General features: G+C 72.9%; 13 protein-coding genes and 1 pseudogene. 11 read left to right on the top strand and 3 right to left on the bottom strand.

Going from position 1 to position 18072, the window contains the following annotated elements; all coding sequences use genetic code 11:
* Window positions 1-45: 45 nt before the first annotated feature.
* Window positions 46-1134 (bottom strand): hydrogenase expression protein HypE, encoded by a 1089-nt coding sequence (locus PV343_RS36900; protein WP_319151412.1) that lies wholly within the window; start codon window positions 1132-1134, stop codon window positions 46-48.
* Window positions 1135-1191: 57 nt separating this feature from the next.
* Window positions 1192-3009 (bottom strand): hypothetical protein, encoded by a 1818-nt coding sequence (locus PV343_RS36895; RefSeq protein WP_319151411.1) that lies wholly within the window; start codon window positions 3007-3009, stop codon window positions 1192-1194.
* A gap of 267 nt (window positions 3010-3276) precedes the next feature.
* Between PV343_RS36895 and PV343_RS36890 the strand changes: the two genes are divergently transcribed.
* Window positions 3277-4272, top strand: coding sequence for a PHB depolymerase family esterase (locus tag PV343_RS36890; protein WP_319151409.1), 996 nt, complete (start codon window positions 3277-3279; stop codon window positions 4270-4272).
* A 198-nt stretch (window positions 4273-4470) separates the two neighbouring features.
* On the opposite strand, the pseudogene PV343_RS36885 reads toward PV343_RS36890, so the two are convergent.
* Window positions 4471-5091 (bottom strand): annotated as a pseudogene (locus tag PV343_RS36885) (DedA family protein); the annotation flags it as partial.
* Window positions 5092-5294: 203 nt separating this feature from the next.
* On the opposite strand from PV343_RS36885, the gene PV343_RS36880 reads away from it, so the two are divergent.
* The 10 genes from PV343_RS36880 to PV343_RS36835 form a co-directional block, all read left to right on the top strand.
* A complete protein-coding gene (locus PV343_RS36880; RefSeq protein WP_319151408.1) occupies window positions 5295-6476 on the top strand; it encodes an ROK family transcriptional regulator in 1182 nt (393 codons plus the stop codon).
* A 255-nt stretch (window positions 6477-6731) separates the two neighbouring features.
* Complete coding sequence (locus PV343_RS36875; RefSeq protein WP_319151407.1) at window positions 6732-8258, top strand: sugar ABC transporter ATP-binding protein; 1527 nt, start codon at window positions 6732-6734, stop codon at window positions 8256-8258.
* Entirely contained in the window at window positions 8255-9274 is a 1020-nt protein-coding gene (locus PV343_RS36870; protein WP_319151406.1) for an ABC transporter permease, read from the top strand. Before PV343_RS36875 ends, PV343_RS36870 begins: the two co-directional genes overlap by 4 nt.
* Window positions 9275-9291: 17 nt before the next feature.
* A complete protein-coding gene (locus PV343_RS36865; protein ID WP_319151405.1) occupies window positions 9292-10332 on the top strand; it encodes a substrate-binding domain-containing protein in 1041 nt (346 codons plus the stop codon).
* 77 nt (window positions 10333-10409) lie between these two features.
* Entirely contained in the window at window positions 10410-11630 is a 1221-nt protein-coding gene (locus PV343_RS36860; RefSeq protein WP_319151404.1) for a Gfo/Idh/MocA family oxidoreductase, read from the top strand.
* 11 nt (window positions 11631-11641) lie between these two features.
* Complete coding sequence (locus PV343_RS36855; RefSeq protein WP_319151403.1) at window positions 11642-12640, top strand: sugar phosphate isomerase/epimerase family protein; 999 nt, start codon at window positions 11642-11644, stop codon at window positions 12638-12640.
* A gap of 94 nt (window positions 12641-12734) precedes the next feature.
* Window positions 12735-15221, top strand: a complete 2487-nt coding sequence (locus PV343_RS36850) for a PQQ-dependent sugar dehydrogenase (RefSeq protein ID WP_319151402.1) — start codon at window positions 12735-12737, stop codon at window positions 15219-15221.
* A 14-nt stretch (window positions 15222-15235) separates the two neighbouring features.
* A complete protein-coding gene (locus PV343_RS36845) occupies window positions 15236-16567 on the top strand; it encodes a ThuA domain-containing protein (RefSeq protein ID WP_319151401.1) in 1332 nt (443 codons plus the stop codon).
* Between the two features lie 84 nt (window positions 16568-16651).
* Window positions 16652-17782, top strand: coding sequence for an inositol-3-phosphate synthase (locus PV343_RS36840; protein ID WP_319151400.1), 1131 nt, complete (start codon window positions 16652-16654; stop codon window positions 17780-17782).
* On the top strand, window positions 17779-18072 hold a 294-nt coding region (locus PV343_RS36835), incomplete at its 3' end, for a UbiA family prenyltransferase (protein WP_319151399.1). The genes PV343_RS36840 and PV343_RS36835, both read left to right, overlap by 4 nt.

Raw genomic sequence — 18072 nt, 5'->3', positions numbered from 1 at the left:
TCGGAGTCGGCGGTTGGGTGGGGGGATGCGGCACGCGCGGCGGCGTCACGAGCGCCAGCGCGGGTCGAAACCGCTGGTCAGCTTGCGCTTGTTGTGGCGCCACTTGGGCTCGTGGTTCACCATGTCGTTGGTCAGGCCGCGCAGCCGCCGGATGACGGCGCCGTACGGCTTGATGACCATGGAGGAGAGCGTTCCGCCCGGGGGCTCGTCCATGAACGGCATGAACGCGTCGGGGAAGCCCGGCATCGTGCAGCCGATGCAGATGCCGCCGACGTTCGGGCAGCCGCCGATGCCGGCCATCCAGCCGCGCTTGGGCACGTTGCAGTTGACCACCGGTCCCCAGCAGCCCGTCTTCACCAGGCACTTGGGCGAGTTGTAGTCGAGACCGAAGTCCGCCTGCTCGTAGTACGAGCCGCGGTCGCAGCCCTCGTGCACGGTCTTCCCGAACAGCCACTGCGGACGCAGCATGTGGTCCAGCGGGGGCGGGGGAGCGGTGCCGGCCGCGTGCTGGAGCACCCAGATCAGGGTCTCCATGAAGTTCTCCGGCTGGATCGGGCAGCCCGGCACGTTGACCACCGGGAGACCGGCCTGCGACTTGAAGTCCCAGCCCAGGTAGTCCGCGAGGCCCATGCAGCCGGTGGGGTTGCCGGCCATGGCGTGGATGCCGCCGTAGGTCGCGCAGGTGCCGGCCGCCACCACCGCCCAGGCCCGCGGGGCGAGCTCGTCGATCCAGTGGTTGAGGGTCTGCGGCTCGCCGGTCTCCGGGTCGTTGCCGAAGGACGTCCAGTAGCCGTCGCCGTCGATGATGTTCTGGTTCGGGATCGAGCCCTCGATCACGAGGATGAACGGGCCCAGCTCACCGCGGGCCGCCGCCCGGTACGGGGCGAGGAAGTCCTCCCCGCCCAGGCTCGGCGAGAGCACCTTGTTGACCAGGTTGACCTTCGGCAGGCCCGGGATGAGGCCCAGCACCACGTCCTCGATGGAGGGCTGGTCTGCGGCGGTCAGGGACACGGTGTCCCCGTCGCAGCTCATGCCCTCCGAGATCCAGAGGATGTGGATCTCGTCGATCCCCTCGCGCGCCTCGCCCCTGCTGGGCTCACCGCTCACTTCGGTGGTACCGCTCTGAGTGGTCATGTCGTCGGCCTTTGCTGGAGTCGGTGACGGAGTCGGTCGCCGGCGCGCGCCGGTGTCTCAGGGGTGTCCATCGAGCCGTCCCTCCTCCGGCCGCTCGGCCGGACTCGTGGGCCGCGGGGATCGCGGCCGTGGTGTGGGGTCCGGGTCCGCGGGACCCGCGTCCGACGGGGCCAGCGGTTCGACCTCGTCGGGCCGGAAGTAGTGGAAGCGGCCGTACCAGCCGTGCAGCTCGGCCGCGGGGTCGTCGTCGACGGTCACCGCGAGGTGCACGCTGCCGTCCACGTCGTGGAAGACGGCCGCGACCCGCGCGGTCCGCCCCGCCAGGAACATGTCCTGTGCGTCGGCCCCCCGGCCGCGCGGCCGCAGCCGTACCCGGCTGCCGCCGCCCACGGGCACGCCGTCCACGGGCACGGTGTCGGTCGCCGGGGACAGCCCGTCGTCGGCACCTTCCTGCCACCAAGTGGGGCGCTCGGCGGCGGAGAACGCGTCCGGGAAGGCGTCCCGGTACGGGTCGGGGCACGCGGCGGGGAAGGCGTCCGGGTGCGCGGCGGGTGACGTGGCCGGGGGCCGGGCCGGGTCCGGGGGCGGAGCCTGGGCCTGGGCCTGGGCCCTTGCCGGGGCCGGCGACGTGGCACGTGATCGGGCCGGGACCGGCGATGGGGCCGGAGACCGGCCGGGGTTCGGGGTCGGTGACGCGGCCGGAGCCTGGGCCTCGGCGCGCGCGGCGATCGGGGGCTCGGGGGCCTGACCCAGGGCCGGGGTCAGGGAGCGGATGGCGCCGTGCAGCCGGGCGAAGACCTCCGGGGGCATGCTGTCGACGCGGTCGAGGATCCGCGCGGCCCGCGCGTCGGTGGCCCGGGCCTCGGCCTTCTCCTCGTCCGTCAGCAGCATCGTGCGCAGCGTCAGGATCTCGTCGATCTCCGCCGCGTCGTGCAGGTCGCCCGGGCTCTCCGGCGCCACCTGGGGGCGGTCCGGAAGGATGATCGGGGAGGAGAGCACGACCCGTCCGGCCGGTTGCGTCTCCTCAGGCCCGCCGCCCAGCACCGGAAAGGTGAACTCGTTGCGGCACGCGCGCGCCCACGTGCGCAGCTCGGCGGGTGGGGCGGTCTGCGAGACGAACTCCACGCCGTCGCCGCCGAGGAGGGTGTGCGCGGCGAGCAGGGCCCGGCGCAGCGCCTCCCCGCGCGGGGCGCGGGCGTCCGGGGCGTGCCCCGTGTGCTCGGTGCGCACGCGCAGCCGGACCACGTCCTCCGACAGCCGCTCGGCCGCGACCGTGGTCAGCGCCCGCACCTCCTCGCGGCGCCGCACCACCCGGCCGGCGCCCCCGGGCAGCTGCTCGGTCACCTCGGCCGGCGGCGCCCCGGCCTCCACCGCGCACCCGGCCCGCAACAGCTCGTCCAGGGGCCGCTCGAACGCGATCTCGTGCGGTACCGCCTCGTCGAAGGTGAGGTGGGTCGTGCCGTCGTCCGTGCGCAGGGACTCGACCGGCCGGTCCGCGCCGTCCGCGCCGGCCGCCCGCACCTGCTTGTGCTGCATCTGCAGGTACCGCACCCGCACCCGCACGAGCGCGCCGGGCCGCCGAACGCGCAGCAGGCACTCGGTCTGCTGGTACCAGGAGTCCGCTGAGCCGGAGAGGCCCGGGGCGAGGGGGCCGTCCGCCTCCACCCAGTCCCGCGGCAGCAGTACGCCGAACTGCCAGCGGACGCGGTTCTTGGCGGAGGAGCGGCGGTACGGGTAGAGGAGGTAGCCCTCGTAGAGGACGGCGTCGGCGACGCCGCTCACCTGCGCGAACACGTCGCCGGGCTGGTCCTCGGACGGGTCGTCGCCCGCCACGGCCGTACACGTCACGCCACTCACGCCGCCGGTCCCGGCCATGCCGCCTCCTTGCCACGGGCGCACCCGTTTCTGCCCACGGGTGCACCCGCCGATCTCTTCCACCACGGTCACACCCCTCACCGCTCCTCGCCCTTTAGGCGGACCGGCATTGGGCCAAGCAGGGGACAAGGAGGGCGATGACCACGGTCGGGACCCGCCCGTGCCCATGGCTGTTCGATGAGCGACGAATAGGCCCCACTTCGAGCCCGCGCGCTATGTGGTCCGGCCCCATGTCGCCGCCGTGTCAGGCTCCTACCATCCCGGGACATGCAGACCAGAGCCGCACGTCTGACAGCCGTCCTGACGGCCCTCCTGGCCGCCACCCTCCTCACCTCCCGCCCCGCGGTCGCCGCCGCCCCCCTCACTCCCCGCCCGGCGGTCACCGCCTCCCTCACCGAAGTCACCGGATTCGGCTCCAACCCGGGCGCGCTGCGCATGTTCCGCCACGACCCACCGGACCTGACCGCGAACGCCCCCGTGGTCGTCGCCCTGCACGGCTGCGGCCAGGACGCCGGGTACGCCGTCGACAGCGGCTGGACCGCCCTCGCGGACCGCCTGCACTTCTCCGTCGTGGTCCCGCAGCAGTCCACCGCCAACAACCTGGGTAAGTGCTTCGACTGGTTCCAGGCCGGGGACATCGCGCGCGGCGCCGGCGAGGCCGCCTCGATCGCCCAGATGGTGGACCGCCAGATCGCCGACGTGCGGGGCGACGCCTCACGCGTGTACGTCACCGGTCTGTCCGCCGGGGGCGGCATGACCGCGGTCATGATGGCCGCCTACCCGGAGAAGTTCGCCGCGGGCGGCGTCGTCGCGGGGCTCCCTTACGGCTGCTCCGACGCGGCCGGCGGTCCCTATCCGTGCATGTACGGGTGGGCGAACCAGACGCCGGCCCAGTGGGGCGACCGGGTGCGCCGCGCCCGCCCCGGCTACCCCGGTCCATGGCCCGCGCTCACCGTGTTCCAGGGCTCGGCGGACGGCACGGTGAAGCCGTCGAACATGACGGACCTGGTCGGGCAGTGGACCGACGTCCAGGGGACCGACCAGAGCGCCGATGTCTCCGACACCGTGGCGGGCTACCCGCACCGGCTCTACCGGGGCCCGTCCGGGCGGGTCGTGGCGGAGACCTACGGCGTCACGGGCATGGGGCACGGCCAGCCCGTCGACCCGGCGGCCGGGTGCGGGAGCGCCGCGCCGTACCTCCTGGACGTCCACCTGTGCGCGGCCGGGCGGCTGAGCGACACCTGGGGTCTCGGCCTCGGCTGACCGTGCTGACCGGCACGGTCCCGGTCAGCGCTGCCGGTCGTCCCTCCGGCACGGCCGGCACCCGTCGTCCGCGGCGTCCGCGTCGTCCATGTCGGTGCCGTGGACCTCGGCCCTGTCGTCCACGTCGTCCACGTCGTCCGCGTCGGCCCCATCGGCCCCGTCGTCCCCCTCCTCCCCGTCCGGTCCGGACGGACTCAGCCGGGCGCGCCGCGTCCGGCGGAGCTCCGCCAGCAGGGGCAGCACGGACAGCGCGACGATCACCGCGACCATCGGCAGCAGGTAGTCGTCGACGTGCGCCACCGACGAGCCGAGCAGGTACCCGGCGAGCACCAGGCTCTGGGACCAGAGCATGCCGCCGACGATCTGCCACAGGGTGAACGGCTTCGCCGGCACGCCGAGCGCGCCGGCCGCAGGGTGCAGCACCGTCCGCAGCATCGGGATGAACCTGCCGATCACGAGCGCCTTGCCGTAGCCGTAGCGGGCCAGCAGCCGCTCCGCCCGCCGCGTGCCCTCCTGCACGCGGCGGCTGGAGCTGCGCGCCAGCAGGGGCCGGCCGCCGTGCCGCCCGAGCAGGTAGCCCACCTGCGCGCCCGCCACGGCGCCCACGGCGGCACAGACGAGCACCTGCCACAGCTCCAGCCGCGGCGCGTGCTGGGCGTTCGCCGCGCACAGCACGCCGGCCGGGAACAGCAGGGTGTCGCCCGGCAGGAAGAAGCCGACGACCAGCAGCCCCGACTCGGCGAAGATCACCGCCAGGACGCCGAGCGCCCCGAACGCGGCGAGCAGGGAGGCGCTGTCGGTCGGATCGAAGGCGATCATCGCCCCCGCCTCCCCGTTCCGCGCGTCCGTCGCATCCCTCCAGTGTCGCGTGGGCGCGCCCGAGCGGCTCTTTGTCCTGTGAGTGGGAAAAGTCGAGGGAATCCGTGCACAGCTTCTTCCCAGCCTCGGCAGCCACTGCTACGTTCCTCACGAAAGCCAGACACTGGTGGCCGAACACTGGCGGGGAGGGGTTCGTGAGACGCATGACGGCACGACCGGCGAACGCGCACCAGGCCCGCCTGCTGAAGCTGCTGCGGGACGGCGGCCCCAACTCCCGTGCCCAGCTGGGCGACCTGGTCGACCTGTCCCGGTCGAAGCTGGCCGTGGAGGTGGACCGGCTGCTGGAGACCGGACTCGTGGTGGCCGACGGCTTCGCCGCCTCGCGCGGCGGCCGCCGCTCCCACAACGTCCGGCTCAACCCGGAGCTGCGGTTCCTCGGCGTCGACATCGGCGCGACCTCGGTCGACGTCGCCGTCACCAGCGCCGAGCTGGAGATCCTCGGTCACCTCAACCAGCCGATGGACGTGCGCGAGGGCCCCGTCGCGGTCTTCGAGCAGGTCCTCGACCTGGCAGGCAAGCTGCGCGCCACGGGACTGGCCGAGGGCTTCGACGGCGCCGGGATCGGCGTCCCCGGACCCGTCCGCTTCCCCGAGGGCGTGCCGGTCGCGCCGCCGATCATGCCGGGCTGGGACGGCTTCCCGGTGCGGGAGGCGCTCAGCCAGGAGCTCGGCTGCCCGGTGATGGTCGACAACGACGTGAACCTCATGGCGATGGGGGAACAGCACGCCGGCGTCGCCCGCTCCGTCGGCGACTTCCTCTGCGTCAAGATCGGCACCGGCATCGGCTGCGGCATCGTCGCCGGCGGCACCGTCCACCGCGGCACCACCGGCAGCGCGGGCGACATCGGCCACATCCAGGCCGTGCCCGAGGGACGCCCCTGCGCCTGCGGCAACCGGGGCTGTCTCGAAGCCCACTTCAGCGGCGCCGCCCTGGCCCGGGACGCGGTGCAGGCGGCCCAGCAGGGCCTGTCGGCCGAGCTCGCGGCCCGGCTGGCGGCGCACGGCACGCTCACCGCCGTCGACGTGGCGGCCGCGGCCGCCGCGGGCGACGCCACCGCGCTCGACCTGATCCGCGAGGGCGGCACCCACGTCGGCCAGGTCATCGCCGGACTCGTCTCCTTCTTCAACCCCGGCCTGGTGGTGATCGGCGGCGGGGTGACCGGCCTCGGCCACACCCTGCTCGCCGCGATCCGCACCCAGGTCTACCGCCAGTCGCTGCCCCTGGCGACCAACAACCTGCCCATCGTCCTGGGGGAGCTGGGCGCCGTCGCCGGAGTGATCGGCGCGGCCCGGCTGATCAGCGACCACCTCTTCTCACCCGCGTAGGCCCTCTCACCCACGTAAGCCCTCTCCCCGCGCAGCCCCCGAGCACGCCCGGGCGGCCGCCCCGCACCCGCACCCGCCCCGACCTCCGTCAGCGCACGCCGATCCCCGGTCCCGCACGCCCACTGACTCGTGTAACACCGCTGGCCGTCCGCACGCCGCCCAGCCCTGCCCCGCCTCCCGAGCCGGAGAACGTCCGCCGGCCCGTCGGCACCGCACGCCCTGACACCGGCCCGCACGTCCGCCGAGGTGAACCACATGGCACCCGAACCACCCCTGCTCAGCATGTCCGGCATCACCAAGTCGTTTCCCGGCGTCCGCGCCCTGGACGGCGTCGACCTCGACGTACAGGCCGGTGAAGTGCACTGCCTGCTCGGCCAGAACGGCGCCGGGAAATCCACCCTGATCAAGGTGCTGGCCGGCGCCCACCAGCCGGACGGCGGCACCATCCGCTGGCGCGGCCAGACCGTCACCCCGCGCTCGCCGATCGCCGCCATGCGGCTCGGCATCGCCACCATCTACCAGGAACTCGACCTGGTGGAGCACCTGTCGGTGGCGGAGAACGTCCACCTCGGCCACGAGCCGACGACCGCCGGATTCGTCGTACGGGCGAGGGCGGCACGTGCCTCGGCGGGCGCCCTGCTCAAGCGGCTCGGCCATCCCGAGATCGATCCGGCCCGGCTGGTGGGGGAGTTGTCGGCCGCCCAGCAGCAGATCGTGTCGATGGCCCGGGCCCTCTCGCACGACGTACGGCTCATCGTCATGGACGAGCCGTCCGCCGCCCTCGACCCCGACGAGGTCGACAACCTCTTCCGGATCGTCGGTGACCTCACCGCCGACGGTGTCGCCGTCGTCTACATCTCGCATCGGCTGGAGGAGATCCGGCGCATCGGCGACCGGGTGACGGTGCTCAAGGACGGTCGGGCGGTCGCGGGGGGACTGCCCGCCAAGTCCATCCCGACCCGGGACGTCGTCGCCCTGATGACCGGCCGCAACGTCGAGTACGTCTTCCCCGAGCGGTCCGGACCGACCGAGCGGGTCACCGAGGCCGCGCCGGTTCTCCAGGTCCGCGGCCTGGCCCGCGACGGCGAGTTCGCGCCGCTCGACCTCGACGTGCGGCCGGGCGAGATCGTCGGGCTCGCCGGCCTGGTCGGCTCCGGGCGCTCGGAGATCCTGGAGACGATCTACGGCGCACGCCGGCCCACCGCGGGCCAGGTCACCGTGGACGGAAAGACGCTGCGCCCCGGGAGCGTCCGCTCGGCCGTACGCGCCGGGCTCGGGCTCGCCCCCGAGGAGCGCAAGGCACAGGCCCTGCTGATGCTGGAGTCCGTCACCCGGAACGTGTCGGTGTCCTCCCTCGCCCGGTTCGCCCGGGCCGGCTGGATCGACCGGCGCGCCGAGCGGGGCGCCGCACGGGCCGCCGTGCGCGAACTGTCGCTGCGGCCCGACAACCCCGAGGTGCCCGTGCGCGCCCTGTCCGGCGGCAATCAGCAGAAGGCCGTGCTCGCCCGCTGGCTACTGCGCGGCTGCCGGGTGCTGCTGCTGGACGAACCCACCCGCGGCGTCGACGTCGGCGCCCGCGCCGAACTCTACGCGGTGGTCCGCCGGTTGGCGGACCAGGGCCTCGCCGTGCTCCTCGTCTCCAGCGAGGTGCCCGAGGTGCTCGGGCTGGCCGACCGCGTGCTGGTGCTCCGGGAGGGCCGGGTCGTCCACACGGCCCCGGCCCCGGAGCTGGACGAACACCGTGTCCTCGACCTCGTCATGGAAGGAAGCCCGGCGTCATGACGCAGCCCGTCTCCCCGCCCCGGGACACCGCCGGCAAGACACCGCCGGCGGACCGACTCCCCCTCTGGCGCGTCCTGCCGGCCCACGCCGACGTCCGCACCCTGTCCCTGCTCGGCGTGCTCGCCGCCCTCGTCGTCATCGGCGGCGTCACCAGGCCCGACGAGTTCCTCGACACCCGCAACCTGCAACTCGTCCTCACCCAGGCATCGGTGATCGGCGTGGTCACCGTCGGCATGACGTTCGTGATCACCTCGGGCGGCATCGACCTCTCCGTCGGCGCCATCGTCGCCCTCGCCTCCGTCTGGGCTACCACCGTCGCCACCCAGGAGTACGGCTTCGCGGGCATCCTCTTCACCGCGTTGATCGTGGGACTCGGCTGCGGGCTGGTCAACGGCCTGCTCGTCGCCTACGGCGGCATGGTCCCCTTCATCGCCACCCTCGCCATGCTGGCCTCGGCCCGTGGTCTCGCCCTCCAGATCACCGACGGCAAGACCCAGATCGTCACCGTCGACGGCCTCCTCAAGCTCGGCGAGCGCGACTCCTACGTGCTCGGCGTCCCGCCGCTGGTCCTGGTCTTCGCGATCGTGACCGTCGTCGGCTGGCTCGTGCTCAACCGCACCACCTTCGGCCGGCGCACCGTCGCGGTCGGCGGCAACGCGGAGGCCGCCCGGCTCGCCGGCATCGACGTCCGCCGCCAGCGGCTCTACCTCTACCTGCTCTCGGGTCTGTGCTGCGGCATCGCGGCCTTCCTGCTGATCGTGCTCTCCGGCTCCGGCCAGAACACCAACGGCAACCTGTACGAACTGGACGCCATCGCCGCCGCGATCATCGGCGGCACCCTGCTCAGCGGGGGGCGCGGCACCATCACCGGCTCCGTGCTCGGCGTCCTGATCTTCACCACGATCACCAACATTTTCGCCCTGAACAACCTCCAGAGCGACGTCCAGCAGATCGCCAAGGGCGTGATCATCGTCGCCGCCGTCCTGGTCCAGCGCCGCACCCCGAGCACGACCTGAGGAAAGGGTTCACCGCCATGCCGCACACCACCAGTCGCAGAGGACTGCTCTTCGGAACCGCCGCGGTCTCCGCGGGAGCCCTGCTCACGGCTTGCACCAGCAACGACACGAAGGACGACAGGGCCGCGGCGAACGAGCAGCCGGCCGCCGCCGACAAGCCCGGCAAGCACGTCACCATCGGCTTCGCCGGACCCCAGGCCGACCACGGCTGGCTGAACGCGATCAACGACAACGCCAAGAGCCGGGCCGAGAAGTACTCGGACGTCTCCCTGGAGGTCACCGAGGGCTCCAACGACACCGCCCAGCAGATCGGCCAGATCGAGACCCTCATCAACAAGAAGGTCGACGTCCTGGTCGTCCTGCCCGCCGACGGCAAGGCACTCACCCAGGTCGGCCTCAAGGCGATGCGCGCCGGCATCCCGGTCATCAACCTCGACCGCATCTTCAACTCCGCGCAGGCGTACCGCTGCTACATCGGCGGCGACAACTACGGCATGGGCCTGAACGCCGGCCGCTACATCGGCGAGAAGCTCAAGGGCAAGCCGGACGCACGCGTCGTCGAACTCGCCGGACTGGACAACCTGGAGCTGACCAAGCAGCGCACCCAGGGCTTCGACGACGCCCTCAAGAACTACCCCAACATCAGGAAGGTGGCCCGGCAGGCCGCCGAGTTCACCGTCGAGTCCGGCCAGGCCAAGATGGCCCAGCTCCTCCAGGCCCAGTCCGAGTTCGACGCGCTGTGGAACCACGACGACGACCAGGGCGTGGGCGCGCTGCGCGCGATCGAGCAGGCCGGCCGGGACGACTTCCTGATGGTCGGCGGAGCCGGCGCGCTGTCCGCCTTCCAGGCGATCAAGAAGGACGACGGCGTCCTCAAGGCGACCGTCCTGTACCCGCCCTCGATGGCCGCGTCCGCCATCGACCTCGCCCGCGCCCTCGGCCAGGGCAAGGGCGTCGGCGGCCTCGCCGAGTTCGAGATCCCGGCGTCGATCACCTGCTACTCGGCCGTCGTCGACAAGACCAACATCGACCAGCACATGTCCACCGGCTTCCGGTGACAGGTCCCGCCCGTACCCCCCACCGCGCGAGGACACAGAGCCCCGGCCGCGCCGACGACCAACAGGAGGACGAGCGCATGGAACAGCCGCAGCCGCCGGACCGACCGGTGACGGAGCCGAGGGCCGGGAAACCCCCGCTGCGCGTCGGCATGGTCGGATACGCCTTCATGGGCGCCGCCCACTCCCAGGGGTGGCGCACCGCGGGACGCGTCTTCGACCTGCCGCGGCAGCCGGTCCTGGCCGTGCTGTGCGGCCGCGACGGCACGGCGGCCCGGGCGGCGGCCGACCGGCACGGCTGGGCGGACGTGGAGACCGACTGGCGGGCGCTGATCGCCCGGGACGACATCGACCTGGTGGACATCTGCACCCCCGGCGACAGCCACGCCGAGATAGCCCTGGCCGCGCTGGCCGCCAGGAAGCACGTCCTGTGCGAGAAGCCGCTCGCGAACACCGTCGACGAGGCCGAGACCATGACCCGGGCGGCCGAGGAGGCGTACGGCCGGGGACGGATCGCCATGGTCGGCTTCAACTACCGGCGGTTGCCGGCCACCGCGCTCGCCCACCGGATGGTCGCCGACGGCCGGCTCGGCACCCTCCGGCACGTCCGGGTGTGCTACCTCCAGGACTGGCTGGTCGACCCCGGCTTCCCGCTCACCTGGCGGCTGCGCAGGGAACTCGCGGGCTCCGGCTCGCTCGGCGACCTGGGCGCCCACATCGTCGACCTCGCCCAGTACCTGGCCGGCGAGCGGCTGGCGGGGGTGTCGGCGCTGACCGAGACCTTCGTACGGGAACGGCCGCTGCCCGGCGGCGCCGGCAGCGGGCTGACGGCGATGCCCGCCGCCGGCACCGGCACGGTCACCGTGGACGACGCCGCCCTGTTCACCGGCCGGTTCGCCTCCGGCGCGCTCGCCTCCTTCGAGGCCACCCGGTACGCCACCGGCCGCAAGAACGCCCTGCGCATCGAGCTCAACGGCGAACGCGGCTCGCTCGCCTTCGACCTGGAGCGGCTCAACGAGCTGTGGTTCCACGACGCCACCGGGCCCGGCACCGAGGCCGGCTTCCGCCGCATCCTCGTCACCGAGCCCGAGCACCCCTACCTGGACGCCTGGTGGCCGCCGGGCCACGGCCTCGGCTACGAGCACACCTTCGTCCACCAGGCCCGCGACCTCGTCCTCGCCATCGCCGAGGGCCGCAGGCCCGACCCCTCCTTCGCCGACGGACTGCAGGTGCAGCGCGTCCTGGCCGCCGTCGAGGAGAGCGCCGAGAAGAACTCCGTCTACACGTCCGTCGCGGACTGAAAGGTCCTCACATGCCCCGCCCGTTCACCCTGTTCACCGGTCAGTGGGCCGACCTGCCGCTCGAGGAGGTGTGCCGCCTCGCCCGCGACTTCGGCTACGACGGACTCGAACTCGCCTGCTGGGGCGACCACTTCGAGGTCGACAAGGCACTCGCCGACCCCGGCTACGTGAAGTCGCGCCACCAGCTCCTCGACCGGTACGGCCTGAAGTGCTGGGCGATCTCCAACCACCTCACCGGACAGGCCGTCTGCGACGCCATCATCGACGAACGCCACCAGGCCATCCTGCCGGACGCCGTCTGGGGTGACGGCGACCCCGAGGGCGTGCGGCGGCGCGCCGCGGAACGGATCAAGGACACCGCCCGGGCGGCCGCCGCCTTCGGCGTCGACACCGTCATCGGCTTCACCGGCTCCGCGATCTGGCACATGGTCGCCATGTTCCCGCCCGCCCCCGAGGCGATGATCGAGCGCGGCTACGAGGACTTCGCGACGCGCTGGAACCCGATCCTCGACGTCTTCGACGCCGAGGGCGTACGGTTCGCCCACGAGGTCCACCCCAGTGAGATCGCCTACGACTACTGGACCACCCACCGCGCACTGGAGGCGGTCGGCCGGCGTCCGGCGTTCGGGCTGAACTTCGACCCCTCGCACTTCGTGTGGCAGGACCTGGACCCGGTCGGCTTCCTGTGGGACTTCCGGGACCGGATCTACCACGTGGACTGCAAGGAGGCCCGCAAGCGCCTCGACGGGCGCAACGGCCGCCTCGGCTCCCATCTGCCCTGGGGCGACCCGCGCCGCGGCTGGGACTTCGTCTCCGCCGGACACGGGGACGTGCCCTGGGAGGACGTCTTCCGGATGCTGCGCTCCATCGACTACCGGGGCCCGGTCTCCGTTGAGTGGGAGGACGCCGGCATGGACCGGCTCCAGGGCGCCCCCGAGGCCCTCACCCGCCTCAAGGCCCATGACTTCGAGCCGCCGTCGGCCTCCTTCGACGCGGCCTTCTCCAACTGACACGCGCCACGGTCGGTTGACCCCCCTCCGGGATGACGGCGCATCCCGGCGCTTCACCTCACCCGTACAACCAGCCCCTCACTGGAGGCCATTCGTGCACGGGAACGACCGCACCACCCGCACCGGAACCCGCAGAACACGCCTGCGCAAGTCGCTCGCCCTGCTCAGCGGCGCGCTGCTCGCGGGTGCCACCCTCACCCTCACCACCCCCCAGGCCGGCGCAGCCGTCACCGGTCAGGACGCCGCCGCGGCGACGGAGGACTTCCAGCAGGTCACCCTCGCCAAGGGCGAGGCGGAGGTCGGCGAGCCCATGTCGCTCGCCGTCCTCCCCGACCGCTCGGTCCTGCACACCTCCCGCGACGGCGAGCTGCGCCTGACGGACGCGGCGGGCAACACGAAGCTGGCCGGCAAGCTCGACGTCTACGCGCACGACGAGGAGGGTCTGCAGGGCGTCGGCATCGACCCGGACTTCGCGCACAACCGCGCCATCTACCTGTACTACGCCCCGCCGCTGAACACCCCGGCGGGCGACGCCCCGGAGACCGGCACCGCGGCCGACTTCGCCCCGTTCGACGGCGTCAACCGGCTCTCCCGCTTCGTGCTGAACGCCGACGGCACCCTCGACAAGTCCAGCGAGAAGAAGGTCCTCGACGTCGCCACCACGCGCGGCCTGTGCTGCCACGTCGGCGGTGACATCGACTTCGACGCCGACGGCAACCTGTACCTGTCCACCGGCGACGACTCCAACCCCTTCCAGTCCGACGGCTACAGCCCGCTGGACGAGCGCGCCGACCGCAACCCCGGCTTCGACGCCCAGCGCACCGCGGGCAACACCAACGACCTGCGCGGCAAGATCCTGCGCATCAAGGTCGACGCCGACGGCTCCTACTCCATCCCGGACGGCAACCTCTTCGCGCCCGGCACCGCCAAGACGCGGCCCGAGATCTACGCCATGGGCTTCCGCAACCCGTTCCGGTTCAGCGTCGACAAGAAGACCGGCATCCTCTACGTCGGCGACTACGGCCCCGACGCCGGCTCCGCCAACCCGAACCGCGGCCCGGCGGGCCAGGTCGAGTTCGCCCGGGTGACCAAGCCCGGCAACTTCGGCTGGCCGTACTGCACCGGCGCCAACGACGCCTACGTCGACTACGACTTCGCGACGAAGACCTCCGGCGCCACGTTCGACTGCTCCGCGCCGAAGAACGACTCGCCGCACAACACCGGCCTGACCGACCTGCCCCCGGCGCAGCCGGCCTGGATCCCCTACGACGGCCCGTCCGTGCCCGAGTTCGGCAGCGGCTCCGAGTCCCCGATGGGCGGCCCGGTCTACCACTACGACGCCGCCCTCGACTCGCCCGTGAAGTTCCCCGCGGCCTACGACGGCGACTTCTTCGCCGGTGAGTTCGGCCGCCGCTGGATCAAGCGCATCACCAGCGACGCCGACGGCACCGTGCGGTCGATCAAGGACCTCCCCTGGAGCGGCACCCAGGTGATGGACATGGCCTTCGGCCCCGACGGCGCCCTGTACGTGCTGGACTACGGCACCTCCTGGTTCGGCGGCGACGACCACTCGGGCCTCTACCGCATCGAGAACGCCACCGACGGCCACTCCCCGGTGGCGCAGGCGGCGGCGGACCGCACCTCCGGACAGGCCCCGCTGAAGGTGGCCTTCTCCTCGGCCGGCTCCACCGACCAGGACGGCGACGCGCTCACCTACAGCTGGGACTTCGGTGACGGCACCACCTCGACCGGGACCGCTCCCACGCACAAGTACAAGAAGAACGGCACCTACACCGCCACGGTGACCGCCAAGGACACCACCGGCCGCACCGGCAGCGCGAGCGTCCAGGTCGTCGTCGGCAACACCGCGCCCACCGTCACCCTGCAACTCCCTCAGGACGGCCGGCTGTTCAGCTTCGGTGACGCCATCCCGTTCAAGGTGAAGGTCACCGACCCCGAGGACGGCAAGGCGGTCGACTGCTCCAAGGTCACCGTCAACTTCATCCTCGGCCACGACACCCACGGCCACCCGCTGACCTCCGCGCAGGGCTGCTCCGGCACCATCCAGACCAGCGCCGACGGCGGACACGACCAGGACGCCAACATCTTCGGTGTCCTCGACGCCCAGTACACCGACGGCGGAGGCGGCGGCCAGGAGGCCCTCACCACGCACGCCCGCAGCGTCCTGCAGCCGCGGCACCGCCAGGCCGAGCACTTCGGCACCTCCTCCGGTGTCACGGTGACCGCCCGGACCAGCGCCCACGGCGGCAAGGTCGTCGGTGACGCCGACAACGGCGACTGGATCGCCTTCACCCCCTACGTCCTGTCCGACGCCCAGAAGATCACCGCGCGGGTCGCCTCCGCCGGCGCCGGCGGCACCCTCGAGGTCCGCGCCGGGTCCGCGACCGGCACCCTCCTGGGCAAGGCCACCGTGCCCGTGACCGGCGGCCCGGACACCTACCAGGACGTCTCCGCCGCCCTGTCGAAGGCACCGCGCGGCACCACCGCCCTCTACCTCGTCTTCAAGGGCGGCAGCGGCAACCTGTTCGACCTGGACGACTTCACCTTCACCACCGGCTGAGAGGAGGCGACACCATGAGAGCGACGGCCAGAACCACCACCGCGGCGCTCGGTGCCGCCCTGCTCCTCGGCTGCATGACCGCACCCGCCGTGTCGGACCCGGCCCCCACCACCAAGCGCGTCCTGGTCTTCTCCAGGACCGCCGGCTTCCGGCACGACTCCATCCCCGAGGGCATCGCGGCCGTACGGCAGCTCGGCCGGGCGGGCGGCTTCACCGTCGACGCCACCGAGGACGCGGGCGCCTTCACCGGGAAGAACCTGAGCCGCTACGACGCCGTGGTGTTCATGTCGACCACCGGGGACGTCCTCGACACCGCCCAGCAGGACGCGTTCGAGGGGTACGTCCGGCACGGCGGAGGCTATGTCGGTGTCCACTCGGCCGCCGACACCGAGTACGACTGGGCGTTCTACGGCGGCCTCGCGGGCGCGTACTTCCAGAACCACCCGGCGATCCAGCCGGCCACGGTGAACGTGGAGGACCGCGCCCACCCGGCGACCTCGCACCTGGGACGGACCTGGGAGCGCACGGACGAGTGGTACAACTACCGCTCGAACCCGCGCGAACGCGCCCACGTCCTCGCCTCCCTGGACGAGACGTCGTACACCGGCGGCACCATGAACGGCGACCATCCCCTCGCCTGGTGCCAGGACTACCGGGGCGGCCGCGCCTTCTACACCGGTGGCGGCCACACCAAGGAGTCCTACGCCGACCCCGCCTTCCGGCAGCACCTGCTGGGCGGTATCCGGTGGGTCATCGGCGACGCCCAGGCGGACTGCCGCCCGGAGAACGGCTACCGGCCGCTCTTCGACGGCACCTCCCTGGACGGCTGGAAGCAGGCGGGCCCGGGCGGCTTCACCCGGTCCGACGACGGCACGCTCACGTCGACGGGCGGCCTGGGACTGCTCTGGTACACCCCGCGGAGCTTCGGCTCGTACTCGCTGAAGCTCGACTGGAAGGCGGCCGGCGACGACAACTCGGGTGTGTTCGTGGGCTTCCCGCCCTCGGACGACCCCTGGTCGGCGGTCGACCACGGCTACGAGATCCAGATCGACGCCACCGACGTGCCCGAGAAGACCACGGGCTCCGTCTACGGCTTCCGGTCCGCCGACGCGAAGAAGCGCGACCGTGCGCTGAACCCGCCGGGGGAGTGGAACACGTACGAGCTCCGCGTGGAGGGCGAACGACTCCGCGTCTGGCTCAACGGCGTGAAGATCAACGATTTCACCAACACCGATCCGGCCCGGAGTCTGCGCGACGGACACATCGGCATCCAGAACCACGGAACCGGTGACGAGGTGTCCTTCCGCGACGTCCGGATCAAGGAACTGCCCGCCAAGGGCAGGTGAGCGGCGGTGGGCGGGGGACGCCGGACTCCCGCCCACCGTCTTCTTCCCCCTCACCCGGGTTCGCGCACGCCAAGGAGGCTGCCCATGTCCGCGTCCCTTCCGTCCCTTCCCCGTACCCGTGTGGGAGTGTGGCTGATCGGTGCCCGCGGTTCCGTCGCCACCACCGCCGTGGCCGGCTGCGCCGCCGTGGCGGCTGGCCTGCACCCGCCCACCGGCATGGTCACCGAGACACCCCCGTTCGCCGGCAGCGGTCTGCCGGAGCTCGCCGCACTGGTCTTCGGCGGTCACGACACACTGGACTGCCCCCTGCCCAAACGGGCCGAGGAGCTGGCGGCGGGCGGTGTCCTGCCGCCCGGCCTCCCGGCGGCCGTGGCCGCCGAACTCGCGGCGGCGGACGCGGAGATACGGCCCGGCGGCCCGGCCCCCGGCGACACCCCCGAACCGGCGGAGCTGATCGAGCGGTTCGCCGACGACGTCCAGGACTTCGTACGGCGTTGCGGCCTGGAACGGGCCGTCGTGGTGAACGTGGCCTCCACCGAACCGGCCGCCGACGGCGGCGCCCTGCCGCCGAGTTCCCTGTACGCGGCGGCGGCCCTGCGCGCCGGCTGCGGCTACGTCAACTTCACCCCGTCCACCGGACTGCACCACCCGGCGCTGGCCGCCCCGGCCGCGACGAGCGGGGTGCCCCACGCGGGACGGGACGGCAAGACCGGCCAGACCCTGCTGCGCTCGGTCCTCGGGCCGATGTTCGCGCAGCGGGCGCTGGACGTGCGCGCCTGGTCCGGCACCAACCTCCTCGGCGGCGGCGACGGCGCGGCACTGGCCGACCCGGCGGCGGCCGCCGCCAAGAACGCCGGCAAGGAACGCGTCCTCACCGACACCCTCGGCGTCAGCCCCGAGGGCGAGGTCCACATCGACGACGTGCCGGCGCTCGGCGACTGGAAGACCGCCTGGGACCACATCGCCTTCGACGGTTTCCTCGGCACCCGCATGATCCTGCAGACCATCTGGCAGGGCTGCGACTCGGCCCTGGCCGCGCCCCTGGTCCTGGACCTGGCCCGGCTCACCCTGCGCGCCCAGGAGGCGGGCGTCCGCGGCCCCGTGGCCGATCTCGCCTTCTACTTCAAGGACCCGGTGGGGCGGGCGCCTTCGGCGCTGGGCGAGCAGTACGCCGCCCTCCTGCGGTTCGCGCGGCGGCTGCGGGAGGCCGTGTGAGCGCCCGTGCCTGGGCCGAACTGCTCCGCCTGCCCGCGCTGTTCACCGTCCCCGGTGACGTGCTGGCCGGAGCGGCGGCGGTGTCCGGCCGGACCGGGCCCCGCACGCTGCTGGCGGCCGGTTCCTCCCTCTGCCTGTACGAGGCGGGCATGGCCCTCAACGACTGGGCCGACCGCGAGGAGGACGCCGCCGAGCGCCCGCACCGGCCCCTGCCCTCCGGCCGCATCAGCCCCGCCGCGGCCCTCACCGCGGCCGGCGCGCTCACCGCCGCCGGCCTGGCGCTCGCCGCC

This window comes from Streptomyces sp. WI03-4A (genome assembly GCF_033792105.1).
In the GTDB taxonomy this organism is placed as follows: domain Bacteria; phylum Actinomycetota; class Actinomycetes; order Streptomycetales; family Streptomycetaceae; genus Streptomyces; species Streptomyces collinus_A.
Note: the sequence above shows the minus strand (reverse complement) of the source record. Positions and strands in the feature narration are given on the sequence as shown.